This window comes from Wolbachia endosymbiont (group B) of Dolichovespula media (assembly GCF_947179505.1).
In the GTDB taxonomy this organism is placed as follows: domain Bacteria; phylum Pseudomonadota; class Alphaproteobacteria; order Rickettsiales; family Anaplasmataceae; genus Wolbachia.
The window spans coordinates 487776-505198 of record NZ_CAMXBR010000003.1; the positions used below are offsets into that span (position 1 = coordinate 487776).

At 34.5% G+C, this 17423-nt stretch carries 17 protein-coding genes, 3 tRNA genes and 2 pseudogenes; 11 read left to right on the forward strand and 11 right to left on the reverse strand.

Going from position 1 to position 17423, the window contains the following annotated elements; genetic code table 11:
* Positions 1-166: 166 nt before the first annotated feature.
* Positions 167-253, reverse strand: a tRNA-Ser gene (locus OM967_RS04890).
* Between the two features lie 31 nt (positions 254-284).
* Positions 285-1082: a DUF2163 domain-containing protein gene (locus tag OM967_RS04895; protein ID WP_211908670.1), complete on the reverse strand. Its 798-nt coding sequence runs from the start codon at positions 1080-1082 to the stop codon at positions 285-287.
* Positions 1083-1167: 85 nt separating this feature from the next.
* Between OM967_RS04895 and OM967_RS04900 the strand changes: the two genes are divergently transcribed.
* A complete protein-coding gene (locus OM967_RS04900; RefSeq protein WP_211908668.1) occupies positions 1168-1353 on the forward strand; it encodes a hypothetical protein in 186 nt (61 codons plus the stop codon).
* A gap of 120 nt (positions 1354-1473) precedes the next feature.
* On the opposite strand, the gene OM967_RS04905 is transcribed toward OM967_RS04900, so the two are convergent.
* The gene (locus OM967_RS04905; protein WP_211908666.1) at positions 1474-3516 is read right to left on the reverse strand and encodes a WD0745 family porin; all 2043 of its coding nucleotides are present in this window, start codon (positions 3514-3516) and stop codon (positions 1474-1476) included.
* Positions 3517-3847: 331 nt separating this feature from the next.
* Here OM967_RS04905 and OM967_RS04910 point away from each other — a divergent pair, with 331 nt between their 5' ends.
* Positions 3848-5161 (forward strand): lipase family protein, encoded by a 1314-nt coding sequence (locus tag OM967_RS04910; protein WP_264337721.1) that lies wholly within the window; start codon positions 3848-3850, stop codon positions 5159-5161.
* Positions 5162-5203: 42 nt separating this feature from the next.
* On the opposite strand, the gene OM967_RS04915 is transcribed toward OM967_RS04910, so the two are convergent.
* From OM967_RS04915 to OM967_RS04930, 4 genes are all read right to left on the reverse strand, one after another.
* Complete coding sequence (locus OM967_RS04915) at positions 5204-6031, reverse strand: 3'-5' exonuclease (RefSeq protein WP_211908662.1); 828 nt, start codon at positions 6029-6031, stop codon at positions 5204-5206.
* The gene (era, locus tag OM967_RS04920) at positions 6024-6908 is read right to left on the reverse strand and encodes a GTPase Era (RefSeq protein WP_211908660.1); all 885 of its coding nucleotides are present in this window, start codon (positions 6906-6908) and stop codon (positions 6024-6026) included. The genes OM967_RS04915 and era overlap by 8 nt, the downstream gene beginning before the upstream one ends.
* A 44-nt stretch (positions 6909-6952) precedes the next feature.
* A complete protein-coding gene (locus OM967_RS04925; RefSeq protein WP_211908658.1) occupies positions 6953-7447 on the reverse strand; it encodes a hypothetical protein in 495 nt (164 codons plus the stop codon).
* A gap of 105 nt (positions 7448-7552) precedes the next feature.
* Positions 7553-7625: transfer RNA gene (locus OM967_RS04930), tRNA-Gly, on the reverse strand.
* A gap of 151 nt (positions 7626-7776) precedes the next feature.
* Here OM967_RS04930 and OM967_RS04935 point away from each other — a divergent pair.
* From OM967_RS04935 to OM967_RS04950, 4 genes are all read left to right on the forward strand, one after another.
* Complete coding sequence (locus tag OM967_RS04935) at positions 7777-8397, forward strand: ribonuclease D (RefSeq protein ID WP_250120026.1); 621 nt, start codon at positions 7777-7779, stop codon at positions 8395-8397.
* Between the two features lie 79 nt (positions 8398-8476).
* Positions 8477-8803 (forward strand): thioredoxin, encoded by a 327-nt coding sequence (gene trxA, locus OM967_RS04940; protein ID WP_064085368.1) that lies wholly within the window; start codon positions 8477-8479, stop codon positions 8801-8803.
* A 39-nt stretch (positions 8804-8842) separates the two neighbouring features.
* A tRNA-Ile gene (locus OM967_RS04945) sits at positions 8843-8916 on the forward strand.
* 474 nt (positions 8917-9390) lie between these two features.
* A complete protein-coding gene (locus OM967_RS04950; RefSeq protein ID WP_246433250.1) occupies positions 9391-9636 on the forward strand; it encodes a hypothetical protein in 246 nt (81 codons plus the stop codon).
* A 15-nt stretch (positions 9637-9651) separates the two neighbouring features.
* Here OM967_RS04950 and OM967_RS04955 read toward each other — a convergent pair whose 3' ends face one another.
* Positions 9652-10785 (reverse strand): alpha/beta hydrolase, encoded by a 1134-nt coding sequence (locus tag OM967_RS04955; RefSeq protein ID WP_264337722.1) that lies wholly within the window; start codon positions 10783-10785, stop codon positions 9652-9654.
* Positions 10786-10965: 180 nt separating this feature from the next.
* On the opposite strand from OM967_RS04955, the gene OM967_RS04960 reads away from it, so the two are divergent.
* From OM967_RS04960 to folK, 3 genes and pseudogenes are all read left to right on the forward strand, one after another.
* Positions 10966-11625 carry a CADD family putative folate metabolism protein gene (locus OM967_RS04960; protein WP_250120027.1) on the forward strand — a complete coding sequence of 220 codons (660 nt, stop codon included), beginning with the start codon at positions 10966-10968 and terminating at the stop codon, positions 11623-11625.
* Between the two features lie 22 nt (positions 11626-11647).
* Positions 11648-12034 (forward strand): dihydroneopterin aldolase, encoded by a 387-nt coding sequence (locus OM967_RS04965; protein WP_264337723.1) that lies wholly within the window; start codon positions 11648-11650, stop codon positions 12032-12034.
* Positions 12031-12420: pseudogene (folK, locus tag OM967_RS04970) on the forward strand (2-amino-4-hydroxy-6-hydroxymethyldihydropteridine diphosphokinase); the annotation flags it as partial. The gene OM967_RS04965 and the pseudogene folK, both read left to right, overlap by 4 nt.
* Before the next feature lie 103 nt (positions 12421-12523).
* Here folK and OM967_RS04975 read toward each other — a convergent pair.
* Positions 12524-13867, reverse strand: a complete 1344-nt coding sequence (locus OM967_RS04975) for an IS110 family RNA-guided transposase (RefSeq protein WP_262986668.1) — start codon at positions 13865-13867, stop codon at positions 12524-12526.
* Positions 13868-14084: 217 nt separating this feature from the next.
* Here OM967_RS04975 and folP point away from each other — a divergent pair, with 217 nt between their 5' ends.
* Both folP and OM967_RS04985 read left to right on the forward strand, forming a co-directional pair.
* On the forward strand, positions 14085-14900 hold the full coding sequence (gene folP, locus OM967_RS04980) for a dihydropteroate synthase (RefSeq protein WP_264337724.1): 816 nt from the start codon (positions 14085-14087) through the stop codon (positions 14898-14900).
* A complete protein-coding gene (locus tag OM967_RS04985) occupies positions 14897-15376 on the forward strand; it encodes a dihydrofolate reductase (protein ID WP_064085991.1) in 480 nt (159 codons plus the stop codon). Before folP ends, OM967_RS04985 begins: the two co-directional genes overlap by 4 nt.
* A 184-nt stretch (positions 15377-15560) precedes the next feature.
* Here OM967_RS04985 and OM967_RS08245 read toward each other — a convergent pair.
* Both OM967_RS08245 and ppa read right to left on the reverse strand, forming a co-directional pair.
* Positions 15561-16509, reverse strand: a pseudogene (locus tag OM967_RS08245) (IS5 family transposase).
* 337 nt (positions 16510-16846) lie between these two features.
* The gene (gene ppa / locus OM967_RS05000) at positions 16847-17353 is read right to left on the reverse strand and encodes an inorganic diphosphatase (protein WP_264337726.1); all 507 of its coding nucleotides are present in this window, start codon (positions 17351-17353) and stop codon (positions 16847-16849) included.
* Positions 17354-17423 lie beyond the last annotated feature (70 nt).

The following is a 17423-nucleotide window of genomic DNA, read 5'->3' on the forward strand; positions in this document are numbered from 1 at the left end:
TTCGTCATCAAAAATCAAGAAGGCTCTGCAACTTGATGAACATCAACTCTATTCTTTTATTGACGTAGATGACTCTGAAAAATTGCGGAGCTGAAGTGCTAATGCTATATGGTTATTACGTTCAAGAACAAAACGGAAAATCCTATGTTATACTAGAAATAATGTGCGGAAAAGGGGGGATTCGAACCCCCGACATATTTTCATATGTGCACGCTTTCCAAGCGTGTGCTTTAGACCGCTCAGCCACCTTTCCATACTTATTCATAATATTAAAAATTATGCTGCTAAACAACTGGTATATATGGTTCGCCACGGAAATTCACAGTATTGTTAAACTTGTTTTTGCACGTTAAAAACGCTTTATCACAACCTGCAAGTATCGAATATTTATCTCCGGTAGAAATTTGATATGGAGGAGAAGCAAATAATGTAACTACTTTATTTTTGTATTCTTTAACTACAACTTCAAATGTTGCTGAACTAAAAAATTTTACCACTCCGTGCTTATAATATCCATCGCTTTCGATTAAATTAGTGTCTTCAAATCTTCTTTCATCTATCACTTTAGTAATTGTGCTCATTCTACTAAACTTTTTAGCATCAGCTTTACATCTATCATCGCAAAATTGTGCCCTGCATACAGGAGAATATAGCTCTGTTATGCTTCTCTCAAGCTTTGTCGCAAGACCTCTAATTTCAGCGATAAACCTCCCACTATTTAATGTTACTTTACCAAAAGTTCCTGCATGCAAATTCATAATTCCCTGACTCAAATCTTTATAATTCACAAGAAATATTTCAATATTTGCAAAGTCATGCCTTCCTGATAAAACATCTTTTTCTTTAATATCAGCACTATTTAATATTCCTTCAATTTCTATATTATCAGTTCTCAAATCGCTATTTAATATTATACTGCTGGCTATAAAACCGCTTGAAGATTTATAGAGTATATTATTGAGATTTAAATCTTCATCATAGTCAGTGAATCCCATTACCTCCCCACTTACAAGTGTTAATTTCCAGCAAGTAGCGATGGTAAGTAATTCTCCAGTTAAATGGTTTTTTAGTTTGGTTTGCATACTGCTTAATTGATTGAATTTGAAAACGTTCGATAGGTAAGGGATTATGATAATTTATCCATTATCTGAGTAGCCATAGGGTGTCATGCCAGCTCCCATACATTGGCATCCAGTTAAATTTACGAGTATAAAAGTAATGTTAAAATACAACGTTTCTGATGATGATGGAAAAATGGATCCTAGTGTCAAGCACTGGGATGACACCATTTACTATGCAAATTGCCACAATTTTCGTACAGCTGTGACTGGGATGACATTACTTATTGTGTGAATAGAATAAATACCCGTAGAGTTTGTTACGCACTGGCTTATGTTTATTTGATCGACAAATAAACACTAACAGACAAGACACACACCACATTCAAGTTGTGGTGTGTATTACTAGAACAAATTAGAAAGAAAACTTCACACCAGTTAGTAGAAGAATTCCTTGGTTAGAAGGTACATCAGTACCTTTTTGGTCTTTCAGCGCACCTTTTTCATCAGTCATAAAATAATGTAAGGCTGCATAAGGAACAAACTTGCTCTTATTGCAAGAAGATAGATCATACTGAACACCAAGTGCAACATCATGAAGCATATCTTTATCATTCATTGTACTGCCAAAGTATGTCAAGCTTGTATAAACATTCTCATATTGATAACCAGCACCTGCAGTCCAATACATGGTGTCCTTGTCATTAAATTGCTTTAAGCCATTTTTTCTAGCAATATCAGTAGTCTCTTTATATTCTTTTGAAGCAGGGTCGAGTTCCTTGATACTCTTCGGTTGACCAGATTTGCCTAAATATGCAAAAGAAGCAGCGAATTTTATATTTTGACCTTCATCAATCTTATAATCAGCGCTTACACCCAAATTAACACCCATCAGGTCATTGTACTCTACAAATTCCTTATAAAGATGCTTATCTTTACTCGGTTGCTTTGAAACCCCATATTCACCAACTACGGAAGTTTTAACTTTTACATTATGTTTACTAAAGTCATATTCATATGATGCACCAGCACTTATTATATGCTGGTAATCTGGTCCAACATGTCTTAACGTTTCCTCATTCTTTACCCCTGTTACCTTATTATTTGAATCTTTGAGGAAATCTGGAGCTATTTCTTTTACAACGGATAAACCACTATCGTAGCGAGGTGAGTAGCTAAGACCAAATCTTGCACCCATATAATTCGGCGAGTAGTAAGCAGCTCTAAATGGCAATGTGGTCATAACCTCTTTGTTGTATTTTCCTGCCATACGGAAGGAGAGTTTTTCGCTCTCGCTCGAGAAGCTTTCAGTGTAAAGACGTGGTGTTACGTAAAATGGAAAGTTTGCAGCACTTCCTTCTAAGTTTACTTTTCTGAACCAGTCACTATCTGCAGCTCCATCAACAGTTGCAATTCTTGTTGCATCAAGTCTCATCAGAGACTCAGGACCAAACTGATAGCCAAGTTTCAGATCACCATATTGTGAATTTAAGAATACATGCGCACTTCTACCTCTTGCAGCATTTACGCCTTGTGAAGCTCCTTTACCTTCAGTAACTGGAACATGGAATTGTACATCGGCACCATAACGAAGACCAATATCCTCATTTTTATTTTCAGCTCTTAAGTGCAATATTGCATCTGAAATCATGCCCATGTTTTCACTGTAATCACCAATATTCCCTATCCCTTTAGGAAATATTGGATTTGCTCCTTTTATACTATCTGGAGTATTGTTAAAATAATCTGTAGATTTACCTGGCATAATATTATAATGGTTATAGCCACTTAGCCCATGGTTACCATAACCTTGAGAATCAACAACGCCACCGAAAGTTATTCTTAAACCATCCCCTTGATTGGTATTGATAATATCAACCCCACCAACTGAAACAACAGGACTTGCCTTACCTTTTTCCTCTGTATTGCTGTTAACAACTTTTACATCCTTTTTTATATCTTTAGCTTCAATTTTAGCATTCTTAGTTTTAGAACCCTTAATTTTTGACTTTTCTACATTAGAATTTTTAGTGCTTAGAGCTTTCGCCTTTGAATCCTCTATAAACTTTGCTTTTTTCTCTTTTGCTAGCCTAATTTCATCTTTTTTCTTTTGTTTTGCTACTAATTTTAACTCTTCTTTTTTCTTCTTTTGTTCAGCTGCTAATTTTAACTCCTCTTTTTTCTTCTGCTCAGCTGCTAATCTTAGTTCTTCTTTTTTCTTAAGCTCCTCGGCTTTTTTTCTTGGATCAGCATTACATATCCTGTCCATTTTTTCTTTTAGTTTCTTATTTGACGTCTTCATCACTTCCATCTTTCCAGAAGTTTTGATTGACTCGTTACTCTCTTGCTTTTTTACTTCCTTCATACTCTCGTCAGAAAAGTCAGCAGCAAAGCCACTGAAAGAACATAAAGTCAATAGAGAAGCTAGAGCAGTTCTAGTATAAATAGATTTTTTCATGAAGTGCCCCCAAAAAATTTTAAAATCATAACATAAATAGTATAAAGGTGTTGAAAATCCAACTTAAAGCAACCTTATAGCGAAAATAAAAGTAAAATGCAATACTTTAAAAGCAACTTTCTTAATACGCTCAACGTTTATATTAACCAAAATTTAGTACAGAGGTTTGCTTGTTAGTGTATTATAACTCTATACTTATTCTATGGAAGTAAAATTTACTCAAAGTAAAAGCATAAAAAGATTAAATTATTAATATAAATTGTTGACAATAATATTAATTTGTATTATAGTTGGTAGATTATTGTTTTATTTTTGACAGATTGGGGTACTTATGGATTTTAGTTTTTTACGCAATTGGTTTAGCACTACAGGTGCTGCTACAGGCTCAGAGCCAGGTAATACTGAACAGCCAGACTCTATTTCAGTAGATGATGGCAAATACGAGATGAAAGAATATGACGATGAATTTGAGATCATTGAAGATTATGAATTTATAAATCGTGCTGATCTAAATGAGCCATGTTCTTTACCTTCTGACTATAAAATAGATGAAAGTATTGTAAAAATTGCAGGATTTGATAGAGAGAAATTATTAGAAATGGGTAATTTCTGCAAGATAAGCTATGGCGATGATGATGGTAAATTAAGTAAAAAAAGATGTAACAACCTAGCTCAAAGAGTATACAAAACTGAATTTGAAATTGTAGAAGATTTTGAAATTGTTCCATCTACTGAAAAAATGTATAAAACTAGAGCTGAACTCATCAGCGAAGGTTATGAAATTATTCCATTTGGTAATAGCTTTGAAAAAGATGCTGGTCACGTTTTTATAAAAGGTAAAGAAATAACAATAGCCTACCATGGTACTCGTCTGAGCCAGAGTTTTAATGATGGAATTACTGATATAAATGTACTTTTTGCTACTTCGGAATTTTTACCTGAAGGTGGAAGAATTCATTGTGGTTTCTATAATTCATTTATGGATTCATGGCCTAATCTGTATGGCATTTCAAAATCTCATGCTGAAAAACAGGGATCAGAAATCAAGGATTTTAAAATTAATCTCACAGGTCACAGTATGGGAGGAGCTATTGCTAAGATAGCTGCTTTATGCCTCAATAAAACAGAAGGAGCTGAAGATGTTCATGTTGCAACTTTTGGTGATCCACGAGTTTTTGATCTTACTGCTAGTGAATTTTATAATGATGTTCTTCAAGAAAAAACCATTAGAGTAACTCAACATAGACAAGACCCAGTACCAGCGGTATCACCTGGTATTTGTGGTTATGCTCATGTAGGTGCACAATTGAGAATATCAGTACCTGAAGGATATTTTGTTCATCAAATAGATGGTTATCATGAAGCCATTAAAATAATGGATGAAGAGGATTTCCGATCGAACAATAACGTTTCTCTCTTTTATTACCCTTCGAGAATATTAAGTCGAATTAACTGTGCAGTTTTAGGTAATGCTCAATATTATGCTGCTAATTTAGGTAATTATATTCTTGGTGGACAAAATTTTTTCGAGAAAGTAAAAAAGGAATACCAAGATAAAAACTTAGAAAATTTTTCTAAGCTTGAACAAGCAGAAGTTAAGCAAAGGGCACATCAAAATGTCTTTTCTACTACAAGGAGTTTATAACTACTATACAGAGCAATCATTAGATTGCTCTGTAACATCTACTCATTTAAATTCAATATAAAAATTTTCACCAGAAGTTATTTTCCATTCTTCTTTAAATTTCTTTAGGTGTTCTTTTTTTTCGCATTCCAAAAGCAGTTCTTCTATGCTCTTATTATAGCTTTCTGTAGTAATTCTTCCTTGATGATGCATGAACTTCAAGTAAATCAAATAGGTGTTAATCACATCTGTTTCGCAATAATCGCGAATCTCTTGTATTTTTCCACTATCGTATAAATCCATAACTTGTGAACCATCAACTCCAATCTTACCGGGAAGATTAAGTGCTGCGCAAACTTCGTTCATCTTCATTCTTGCAGAAGCTCCAAAATCAGAGAGAGATTCAAGCAAATCACAATGCCAATCACTACTGTACCTCTGATTGTAACTATTCCACTTATCGCCAGCTTTGTGAAAATATTCTGCTTGAGTGCCATGAACCATAGCACGGTACTTCAGTACCGGTATATCAAAAGTGCGCCCATTGAACGAAACTAGTCTTGGCTTTTTCTCTGATATGTAGTTAAAAAATCCCTTTACTAGCTCTTTTTCATTGGAGTTTACTGTGCCTCCAGATCTTATTTCTTGTAGTGTGAACATTTCATAACCGCTCTGGCGTGTTATATTACAAAGTAAAAAACTAATAACTACAACAAGGTGGAAGGGCTGACGCAGAAAAGAGTTTTGCCCGTTTGTTATTTCAAGATGATATTTTGTTAATGCGTTCCTCTTTTCTTCTACACTGCTATCATCACTAATATTTAGTAAATTCTTGCAGGAATTTACATCTGGTATAGTTTCAATATCAAATACCAACAAAGAATTAAGCATTACTTATATATTCCTCAGGGCGATCAGTCCAAGGTCGCACTTTTACGAACAAAAAGAGATGAACTTTACACTCAAATAACTTTTCCAATTCTGTACGCGCCTCGATATTAATTTTTTTTATGCTACTGCCGTCTTTTCCTAGCACTATTTTCTTATGATTATCTTTCAATACAAATATGATCTGTTTTATGACTAAACTCTTATCTTTTTTTTCCTCAAATTGTTCAGTTATAACAGCTGTAGAGTATGGCAATTCTTCACGTAGGTTCAAGAATAACTTCTCTCTTGTAATTTCTGCTGATAAAAAATCAGCTGAGGAATCGGTTACTTGATCTTCTTCATAGAACCAAGGGCTTATCGGTGCAATTTCAGATAAGTAATTCATCAAATTAGAAAGTCCATCATTCTTCAGTGCCGATATCGTAAAAATTTTTTCAAACTTATAAAGCAAATTTAGGTGCTCATGTGCCATCTTGAGCTCTGATTTCTTTACTAAATCAGTTTTATTGATAACCAAAATGCATCTGCCTTTTGTGCGCTCCAGTCGTGCAAATATCGTTTTTATTCTTTCTATATTTTTTAGGTAATTGTTTACATCAACAAGCAACAAAGTAATGTCACTATCCTTAACTGCTCCCCATGCAGATTTGACTAAAGCTTTTTCAAGATTTGTTTCTGCTGAAAACACTCCTGGAGAGTCAGTAAAAACAATTTGCGCATTGTTGCATATAGCAACACCCCTTACCTGCGTCCTTGTTGTCTGCACTTTAGGGGTGACAATTGCAATTTTCTTGCCTACGATGCTGTTAATTAGCGTTGACTTTCCAGCATTTGGCAAGCCAGCTATCGTTACAAATAAGCATTTTTGTTCTTTCACAAAGGAAATTATAAAGAAAACTAAATGCTAACGTCAATTGATTATTATATAGCTTGCTCTTCCTCTTTTGAAGAAAAACATTTTCCAACTTTTTCAACTATAGGTGATATAATATACTCATTCACTTTCTGAGCTATTGGTTGTATAATATGCTTTGTTGCAAATATAGCTGCGACTGGTGCTATTACTTCTATTACTGCACCTGCTAAAGCTGCAGATCCCATTCCAAGGGTTACATCAGGGAAAATAGCCATTGCAGCTGCAGCAAGACCAACTCCTATTGCAGCACTTGCAAGTGCGGAAATACCAAAATAGATAGGCGCATATTTTTCATTCTTTTCAATATTATCTTTTTTGCAAAATTTGTATAGTAGCTCCCCCGCACACAGAGCTGTAATCAATGCTGGAGCTATAGAACCAACAATCCCACCCATCACCAATGGTGATAAAGCTGTAAAACTGAGTCCCCAACCTGTAAGTGCTCCTATTGTTGTAGCTATACCTAAGCCAAATGGTATTCCTTTAGTATTATTATTCATATAATCTCCTTAAATATAAATTTCTAAAAAACTTTTCTAGTATAGCTAAATTTCTTAGATAGATCAATTGATTTTTTTATGATTAAATGTGATTAAAACTCGAAGAGCGGGAGAAGGGGTTCGAACCCTCGACCTCAACCTTGGCAAGGTTGCGCTCTACCAACTGAGCTACTCCCGCAGTTAAATTCTGCTTATTCTTATTATAGGTGCGTATCATAATTTGTAAACCCTACATGCATGAAAATCATGAGAGCCAATTTTCTATGATCTTTTCGTATACTTAAAGCTCATTTTTGATTATTATATGTGTCATAAAACATATTAAATTTATGAGAATATTTGTATATAAAGACGACCTGCCAGCCAGTGCAATACCAAGTGATATAAAATCTATAGCTGTTGATACAGAGGCAATGGGGCTACTGCATAGCAGAGATAGATTATGCCTTGTGCAGCTTTCTTTTGGTGATGGCAACGCTCATTTGATTCAATTCAAAAACGATTATACAGCTCCAAATTTGAGAAAAATATTAGAGGATAAAAATATAACCAAAATATTTCACTTTGCGCGATTTGATGTAAGCATAATACATTATTATTTAAAAACCTGGGCACTGCCTTGCTATTGCACGAAAATAGCCTCACGTTTAGTTCGCACTTATACAGATAGTCATAGCTTAAAAGAGTTGTGCTTAGAACTACTTGATATAAAACTAAACAAGCAACAACAATCTTCTGATTGGGGAAATGAAAATTTAACAGACAAGCAAAAAAGTTATGCTGCATCTGATGTTTTATATCTTCATAGAATAAAGGAAAAGCTAGATTTAATGCTAGAACGTGAAAATAGAAAAGAATTAGCCGAAAAGTGCTTTGCATTTCTTCCTACTCGTATTGAGCTAGATTCAATGGGTTGGGGGAGTGTAGATATCTTTAATCATCAGATGTAATCACTTCACTTGAATCCAGAAAAATTTAGTTGATCAGCTGTTAATTGATACGCTATATTTATAAAAATTTAGGTATTTTATGAGTGATGATATTAAAGCGGTAAATGATCAAAATTTCGAATCTGAAGTTGCTAACCACAAAGGATTTGTGCTGGTAGATTTTTGGGCAGAATGGTGTGGACCATGCAAAAGTCTGATGCCACGTATCGAGCAGTTAGCCAAGGATAGAAAAGACAAGATCAAAATCTGTAAGTTTGACATAGATGGAGAAACTGAAGTGCCAAGTAAGTATGGAGTTCAATCTATACCTACTTTAATCATATTTCAAGATGGTAAGGAAATTGCACGCAAAATTGGCGCAATAAATGATTTACACAGTTGGGTTGATAGTGAAATAAGCGAGTAGACAAATTTCCTTTTGCGTGTATTATAAGTGTTAATAAAAGGGATTGTAGCTCAGTCGGTTAGAGCAGTTCGCTCATAACGAATTGGTCGTAGGTTCGAGTCCTACCAATCCCACCGCTATTGATACAATTGCAAGGCCTACTCTCTTAGATAAGCTTTTTGCCTTATTAAAGTACTTGGTTGTTAGTGTTTGAAAATTCCATTATATAAAAATTACTTCCGCATATTTTCAATCTAATTATAATTGCGATTAGAGATATTTTAAGAGCTCAAAAATTTATCTTTGTCTGCAGACTTTCAATTAACTTTTCAATAAAAAACGTAGCGTATACACACGTCTGTCATATGTGCGCTGCATTTTTTTCTAATTTATACAGGAGGATTTTATGTCCAGAATTCCAGATATTTGACCTTTACCTTAGCTAATAAAAACCAACTGGCGCCTTTGGTTTTTATAAAGAAAATCTAGGAAATAACCAAAAACTGTTTCCAGGCATAAATTTGCCGTGTATACCTAAAAAGTAATGATATTAGCATAATGTTCATATTTGTATGCTAATATTAATATTATTTAAATTGAAGAGTATTATGGAACAACAAGCATCAAACAAAGAGAAAGGGATTGAATTTAGATATAATCAATGTAAGCAGAAATGCCATTCCTACAAAACAAAACGGACAGACCAAGAATGCCTAGATAAATGCTATGAGAAGTACGTTTCTAAACTTTATCCACAAATTAGTGAGAAATTATTAGCTAGTGAAAACAATCTCTATGATGAAAGCACAAAATTATCACTTATGGCAGATACTCTAGATGCAATGTTTTTTTAATCACAAAAGAAACACTTATTTCAATATTTGCAGAGATGTTAGCTTTTTAGATATACTTTGACTTATTGAATAATTCTTTAAATTGGTAAAATACTGTTTCTTTTCCTCTATTTCTTTTTCACTATTCTTTCCACATATCGCTTCTGTTTTTATCTCTGGTTGTTTCTCTTGATTGAGAGAGCCCTTCTTTTCAAAATAATTATCTGTGAATTCTAAAAAGAGTGAAATCAGCTCAGGAATAGTGTATTTGTGTTCACTTGATGAGCACAATTCTGTAATCGAAGAAAAGTGAATATCATCTGCCTTAATAGGTAGTAACGATAGAAACTTATTCCAGCATTTTTTCATTATTCCAACTTCAGGTTCAAGGTTTTTTATTTTAGCTAAGTTGGCATGCTCCATAAAAAACTCTTTATATTGCTCAAAACCTTCAAAAGTTTCTTTTTTTTGGTAGTTTTTTTTCCTATGACTTTTTTCTATGTCAGCAATTTTAGTACCTATATTTGCCTGCTTACTAATAAAGCCATCGTTCTCTAAGTTAAAACAAATTGTGTATGGAGTAATGTCGTTTACTATTGTGTGTGGCTTAAAGTGCCAACCAAAGCATTTGAGTATGAATTTTATTATAGGAGGAAATAGCCATTTAGGTTTTGATATGTGTAGTAATTTCACTACAAGTTTTTTGAATGAGCTAAAGGATTTATTGATAATGCATCTTAAATGAATATTGTCATCTTTTTTAAACTTTTTATAAACCTCCGCAGCTATTGGTCCTCCAGCACAGCTTCCATACAGTACTATATTGTCTGGGTGAATGCCTTGCTTTAGAAGATCTGAAATGACTCCAATTCCTGCATTTACTCGATTTCGACCGTTTAAAGAATGGCCTTTGCTTTTTCCAGAAGCAGGAAAATTAATAAGGTGAACATCCATACCTGCTTCAGCTGCCCAATTCCATTCACTTTTGTCTTCATTTGGCTCTTTTTCAAAAGTATATGTAAGCCCTGGAAAGTAAACTATATGCTTTTTCTTTCTGCTATCTGCACTGCTCTTCGAGTTTGACATCACTATCTTTTGAATTCGCATTCCATTTTGAACTTCTACGAACTCTTCCCTAATTTTTATTGTATTTTCTTCTGTTACTTTCATTTTGCGTTTTTCATTATATTGATTTAATAATACATGAAATTTTAGAAAAAATCAATTTTACTAAAAAATTAACTTATAGCATATCTATCTTTATATTTATTGGAATTAAAGTAGTAGTGAGAAATGCCTCTTGACATTTGATAAACCTAAACGTAGCCTAAAACAATTTACTATTTATTTATGACATTTGTTCAATCACTTAATAATCAATTAGATAGTTTACACTTATTAAAGCACCCGTTTTACGAGTCATGGAATGAAGGTAGCTTAAGCCTGCAGGCTCTGCAAACCTACGCTAAGGAATATTATCACCATGTTGCTGCTTTTCCTCGTTATATCAGCGGTATACATTCCTTGTGTCCAAATTTGAAAATGCGGCAAGTTTTACTTGGTAATTTAATAGAGGAAGAACAAGGCGACGAGAATCACCCAGAATTATGGCAGCGTTTTGCTGAAGGACTGGGAGTAGCACGATCTCAACTTCTTGAGGATGCACAGGTTAAGGAGACACGAGAATTAGTTGACGGTTACTTTGATATTGTAAGATCAGGTTTTGTAGAAGGTCTTGGAGCTCTGTACGCTTATGAACGTCAAACTCCAGAGGTTTCTAAATCTAAAATTGAAGGTCTGAAAAAACACTATTCAATAAATGATGAGCGTTCTCTCAAATTTTTTACCGTTCATATGGAAGCTGATGAGTGGCATTCTGAAGAATGTGCAAACCTTATTGCAGATTTAAACGAAGAAGAACAAGAGAAAGTTATGCAAGGCGCTGAAAAAGGAGCAAAACTCTTATGGGGTTTTCTTGATGGCATGATGAATGTTGATGTTTGTCATTAATTATAAGTAGATACTAAATTCAGTGGTAGCATGTAATCTTCTTATATCTGATTTACGGCTTTGGGTTCATTTGGGATGTAGTGCAGAAGAGAAGTCTTCTCCCCAATTGGTGAGTATTGACGTTGATTTCACTTTTAAATCTCCTCCTTCAGGGCATACAACTGATCAACTTAAAGATACTATCTGCTATTTGGAAGTAGTGCAAAATATTCAATCTCTTGTTCAGGGCAAGCAATTTAAATTAATCGAGCATTTAACTCATGAGATATACAGAGCCATTAATAACCTTTTGCTGCGAAAGAAGCATATTATTTCTTCTGTCAGGGTGACTACTCACAAAATCACACCACCAGTTCCTGGTGTGCATGGGGGCGTTTTTTTTACTTACTGTAATGAATTGCAAGAATGATCTATATTTCTATTGGATCAAATATAGGGAATCGCCTTTCCCATTTACAAAGAGCTACTGAGTTAATAAAGAAGCGCTATTTAAAAGACTTAAAGTCTTCGATCATTCTAGAAACTAAGGCTATTTTACCAAATGGTGCTCCACCTGATTGGAACAAGCCATTTCTCAACATGATTGTCTATGGAAGTTGTTCTTCTTCTCCTGAGGAGCTACTAAAAGGCTTAAAACAAATCGAATGTGATATTGGTCGTCCACAAGTCTACGAAAAATGGGCACCTCGTGTTATTGATTTAGATATTTTGTTATGGGATGATCTAACGCTTGATATACCTGACCTTAAAATTCCTCACCCAGAATTAGTAAATAGACCATTTTTGCTCCACTTGATGGCAATGGTTAACAAAACCTTTGCTTTCAATGTTCAAGACTGTTTTTCAAAGAGTTTTACGCTTTCACCAAAGCTTATGGGTATCGTCAATATTACCCCTTCTAAGAAACTTCCCCTATCAGCTCATCTTTTTTTATCAGGATATAACCAAATTCATTGGCTTTTTTACCCAGATTCTTTACTACTCTTTCCTTATATAACTTTTCATAATAATCCATTCCTTTTTCTACATATTCTTGTCCACATTTCAGCATTTGATAAAAAATACATGCTAATTTTCTTGCTGTAGCAGTTATTGCTTTTGGTGCTCCCAATCGATTTTTCAATCTTCTACAGTACGCACCTAATGCACTTTTACTGTGCAACATAGAATAACCAGCAAGTCGAAAAGCATTTGCAGCACGGTTAATTACTTTACGAGTTCCACTTCTAATCACTCTTTCTCCTGTAATCCTATTAAATGGACATAATCCCAACCAAGAAGTAAAATGTTTTTCTGATGGCCATTTATTAGCATTAAGACCAACTTCTGAGAGGATGGTCTGTATATTTGATGTATTAAGCCCTGGAACTTTGGTGAAATCCATGCCAGTTATTCGATACAATTCTTCGTGTGCAGCAAAGTTTGGTTTGTTTCCTGCAGACCTCTTTACTTTACTGCATTGCTTATTTTCATTTGATCTTGTTTCAAGTGTTTTATAATAGTTTTCCATACTTTTATCACATTCTTTTATTTGCTCTTGAAAAAAAGTATATGCTTCGTATTCTTGCTTTAATGTAAACAAATGCTCTTCTCTATAGTCACCTGTTAGTGCTTTTGCTATGGTTGATCTGTCATTTTTTATTCGTCTATCACTCAATTCAGCCAATCTATTAGAGTTTCTTTCACCCGCAATTATTGCTTTAATGATTCGCATACCAGTTACACCTGTAATATCACTAATAACCTTGTGTAATTGAATGTTCATTTGAATTAATGCTTTTTGCATACGTTGAGTGTGTACAGCTGCACTTTTTATCAGGTTGTCATGTTGTCTATTATAACCACGTAGTACACAAATTTGGTTATCAGGCCTAAATGATCCTTGAAGTAACCCATAGCTATGTAATTGCTGTAACCACTGGCAATCTTGAACGTCTGATTTTCTTCCAGGTACATTTTTTACATGTCGTGCATTTACCAGTTTAACTTCGAATCCATATGATTCAAGTATTTGAAACAAAGGAATCCAATATACTCCTGTTGATTCCATGGCTATCGTTCTAACTTCACACTTTTTCAACCACTTTGCTAGGTTATGAAGATCTACTGTAAAGCACCCAAATTTTTGAACGCGTTGTTTATCTCTCCCTTCTGGTACGCATGCATAATGTACAGATGAACCAATATCAATCCCTGCTGCATTAGGATTCACTACTTCTAATTTACTTTTTGCTTTTGCCATATAAAATCCCTTATATATACCTTATAATGAAGAAGTGCTTTAGCTTGGGGCGGTTATATTACACAATCTTCTAAACGAGGTAGCTAAGAAGCTCCATCAATGGTTTGACCGTCCCTTCCAAAATCATACTGATCCACGGGCATTTATTGCACCATTGCGAACTCGATTATAACTGCAGAAGCACTTCTTCATAAAATTATATCCAAAAATTACTGCAATGTGCATTAGGACGTTTCTTTCTGGTTTAACAGATTTTGTCTGTTCCGGTGCTGATTCATTTTCAGATGGTGGTCTTTATTATGATGCGAATCGAGCAACCAAGCAGGCATTGCAGCTGGTATCAGATGGTGCAAGCATAGTTGATCTTGGAGCTCAATCAACAAGGCCTGGAGCTTCAATAAAGACGCCAGAGGAAGAGTATGAACGTCTAAAACCAGTACTTGATAATCTTAGCGACTATATGAAAAATGGTGATATTGAAGTCAGCATTGATAGTTTTTTGCCAGACGTTATTTTAAACGTTTTGAAGCACTACAATATTGCCTGGGTAAATGATCAGAAGGGAGATCTGAGTAGTAATACCTTAAAAGAAGTTGCTAGCAGTGGGTGTAGTGTCGTTATTATGCATTCACTTTCGATACCACCACATAAGGACAATATTATTCCACATGACACTGACCCAATTGATATCATAAATAATTGGGCAGAGAAGAGCATTAACAAACTACTAGGCCTGGGTTTTGATGAAAATTCAATAATTATTGACCCTGGTATTGGTTTTGGCAAATCTATGTATCAGAATATTCAGATTTTACGCAGTATAGAAACTTTACAAAATTTTGGCTGCAAGGTTTTAGTTGGCCATTCCAGAAAGTCATTTATTTCCTCTTTTTCCATAGAATCTCCCTCTAATAGAGATTTAGAAACAATTGCTACATCTGCTGTACTGCAAAATAAGGTTGATTTCCTTAGAGTGCATAATGTACGCGACCACATGAGATTTTTTGTAGCCCAAGCTGTCTTAAAAGGATGAAGATTATTGGAATTATGGCTGTTGACCCTAATGGGGTAATTGGAATAAATAATGATTTGCCCTGGCGTTATCCAAGTGAGTTTAAACATTTTTGTCAAGTGACCGACAAACAAATTATTGTGATGGGAAGAAAGACATTTGAAACCGTGCCTCAAAGCATACTAAAGAATCGTACACCTATTGTTTTCTCCCGTAACAAGTGTTTTAATAGAGGTCCAAAATGTACTGTTGTCTCTTCCATGCAAGAATTTCTGTCAATTCAAAGTAGTTCTCAAGTCTTTGTGATTGGTGGGGCACAAATAGCACACCTTTTTTTAGAGCATAACCTAATCTCAGAATTTATTATAACTGAAATTCACAAGCCCTATAAGGGTGATACATACCTCAATTTAGCATTTTTTGATGGATGGAATAAAACTATTCTCGTCAGAACAGAAGACTATACTATATTCAATTGTATCCGTTCGGCAGAGTAGTAAAATAAGAAAAAGAGAAAAGACGACTAGAGGAATAAATGATGTCATTCAAGTAGCTGACACTGATTCCTTTATGGTGATGTCATGCCATTGTCAGCTACTTGGATAACATTCCACTCCAGCACTTGATTCTGGAATGGCTTTGTTGCATCACTCTTCGGATAATAGGTAACGTGGAATAAATTCATGAAGCTATCTCAAATTTAGCCATGCCTATATCAGTAAATTTGTTAAGCAAATAACACTTGAGTAGCAGTTCTCTCTCACGATTAACCTCAGATTTGTTTCTAAAACTAAACCCAAATGTTTGCTTCAGTCGCGAGAAAAAACTTTCTATATAAGATCTCTTCCCATAATTTATCTCTTTTTTCCACCTCTTCATACCATCTTCATCATATGACTTTATGAGCTTGATTGTAGAATTTCTCTCATCCATATAATCCAACTTTGGATGCTCTATTGCATTATTTTGCGGAGGAATCCTTGTCTTTATGTCAAGCTCATCGCACAGTTTGTATAACTTCTTTCGATTATATGCCCTGTCTGCATATAGTGTGCTTATATTATATTTAACATCAATCCTTGCAATAAGATCACATGCTCCATAGTGGTCAGAATAAACTCCGCCACTGTATTTTGCTGCTATAACTTTTTTGCTACCTATCTCTAGCATTACATGCAGTTTTCTTGTTTGCTCATAGCAGCGATACTTTCTATCTGTACCATTTGCCTTGCTATGACCTGGAATATTATTGTAGATCAGTACTATCTATGGCAATCTCAATATCTTCTGTATTATTTTTATCATGTCTTCGATCATTAATTTTGATGTTAAGTTTTTTAAGCCTTCTTGAGGCCTGGGAATAGCTAATAACTTGCAAGTTTTTCCTTACTTGCTCAAGGTACCCTGCTATAAATCCCGCTGTTTGTCTCAGATCTATTCTAAATAAATAAGTTATTATGTGAACCAGAATCACGACCTTATCGCTATAAATATAGTTGCCACCAGCCATTTTTGGACCTTTTTCGTACCAATTTTCTATGGCATCATTGACGTAATAAAAAATATTTCCCCTCTCTTGGAGAAATTTGTTATATTCATGGCAGTTACTGACTCTCATTTTTTGTGGCATATTTTTCTTTAGTAGGTTAAATGCTTGTCTTATAGTGAATTTTGTCAGTAACTGCCAGTTCTTTTTATTTGACCTATGCAACAAAGCCCACTGGAATCCAGGAATTTTGATTCTAAATTAGGTATTGGTCTTAAATTAAAATAAACGTTTGTGATGAGATTATATGAAAAACTGGATCCCAGTGTCGGAGCACTGGGATGACACCATTTGTTGTAAACTCACTTTTACTCTATGGTTATACTACCTTGCCGCTATCCTGAACGGATACCAATATTTACCCATTAAAAACAACAACATTTTTCCGAATAACTGTAATTTAAGGCTAAATCAACGCAAACTAATTTCTACTTTTTTCAATGATTTTTTTTGCTTCTTCTACATCAGCCCATTCTCCAACTGTCACCGTTTTTCCCTTTTCTAAATCTTTATAATGAGAAAAGAAATGAGCTATTTTATCTAGTAAGCTTTTAGGTAGGTCAGAATAGTTGTTTATATTGTCATAATAGCTATCAACACTAGAGATAGGTACGGCTAATATTTTTTCATCCTCTCCTTTCTCGTCTTTGGTAAGTAATGCACCTACTGGACGCACTGATATCAAAACTCCAGACGCTAAAGGAAATTGAGTGAGCACCAAAACATCCACAGGATCACCATCACCTGCACATGTATTTGGTACAAATCCATAATTGCAAGGATAAGTCATTGAAGTAGACAAAAATCTGTCAACTTGTAATAATCCGAGCTCTTTATTAAATTCATACTTTACGGGTTCAGCATTTGCGCCTATTTCAATTACTACATTTATTTCATCTGGTTTTATTGTTACTTTGCTTAAATCCATGGATTACCTCGTTATTCAAGAGAAGATATTATATAGCATACACTTTAAAAGTGCTACATTTATCATTCAT

Coding starts and splice junctions, on each gene's coding strand:
- OM967_RS04895 (WP_211908670.1), bottom strand. CDS start 1,082: ATGCAAACCAAACTAAAAAACCATTTAACTGGAGAATTACTTACCATC.
- OM967_RS04900 (WP_211908668.1), top strand. CDS start 1,168: ATGCCAGCTCCCATACATTGGCATCCAGTTAAATTTACGAGTATAAAA.
- OM967_RS04905 (WP_211908666.1), bottom strand. CDS start 3,516: ATGAAAAAATCTATTTATACTAGAACTGCTCTAGCTTCTCTATTGACT.
- OM967_RS04910 (WP_264337721.1), top strand. CDS start 3,848: ATGGATTTTAGTTTTTTACGCAATTGGTTTAGCACTACAGGTGCTGCT.
- OM967_RS04915 (WP_211908662.1), bottom strand. CDS start 6,031: ATGCTTAATTCTTTGTTGGTATTTGATATTGAAACTATACCAGATGTA.
- OM967_RS04925 (WP_211908658.1), bottom strand. CDS start 7,447: ATGAATAATAATACTAAAGGAATACCATTTGGCTTAGGTATAGCTACA.
- OM967_RS04935 (WP_250120026.1), top strand. CDS start 7,777: ATGAGAATATTTGTATATAAAGACGACCTGCCAGCCAGTGCAATACCA.
- trxA (WP_064085368.1), top strand. CDS start 8,477: ATGAGTGATGATATTAAAGCGGTAAATGATCAAAATTTCGAATCTGAA.
- OM967_RS04950 (WP_246433250.1), top strand. CDS start 9,391: ATGGAACAACAAGCATCAAACAAAGAGAAAGGGATTGAATTTAGATAT.
- OM967_RS04955 (WP_264337722.1), bottom strand. CDS start 10,785: ATGAAAGTAACAGAAGAAAATACAATAAAAATTAGGGAAGAGTTCGTA.
- OM967_RS04960 (WP_250120027.1), top strand. CDS start 10,966: ATGACATTTGTTCAATCACTTAATAATCAATTAGATAGTTTACACTTA.
- OM967_RS04975 (WP_262986668.1), bottom strand. CDS start 13,867: ATGGCAAAAGCAAAAAGTAAATTAGAAGTAGTGAATCCTAATGCAGCA.
- folP (WP_264337724.1), top strand. CDS start 14,085: ATGTGCATTAGGACGTTTCTTTCTGGTTTAACAGATTTTGTCTGTTCC.
- OM967_RS04985 (WP_064085991.1), top strand. CDS start 14,897: ATGAAGATTATTGGAATTATGGCTGTTGACCCTAATGGGGTAATTGGA.
- ppa (WP_264337726.1), bottom strand. CDS start 17,353: ATGGATTTAAGCAAAGTAACAATAAAACCAGATGAAATAAATGTAGTA.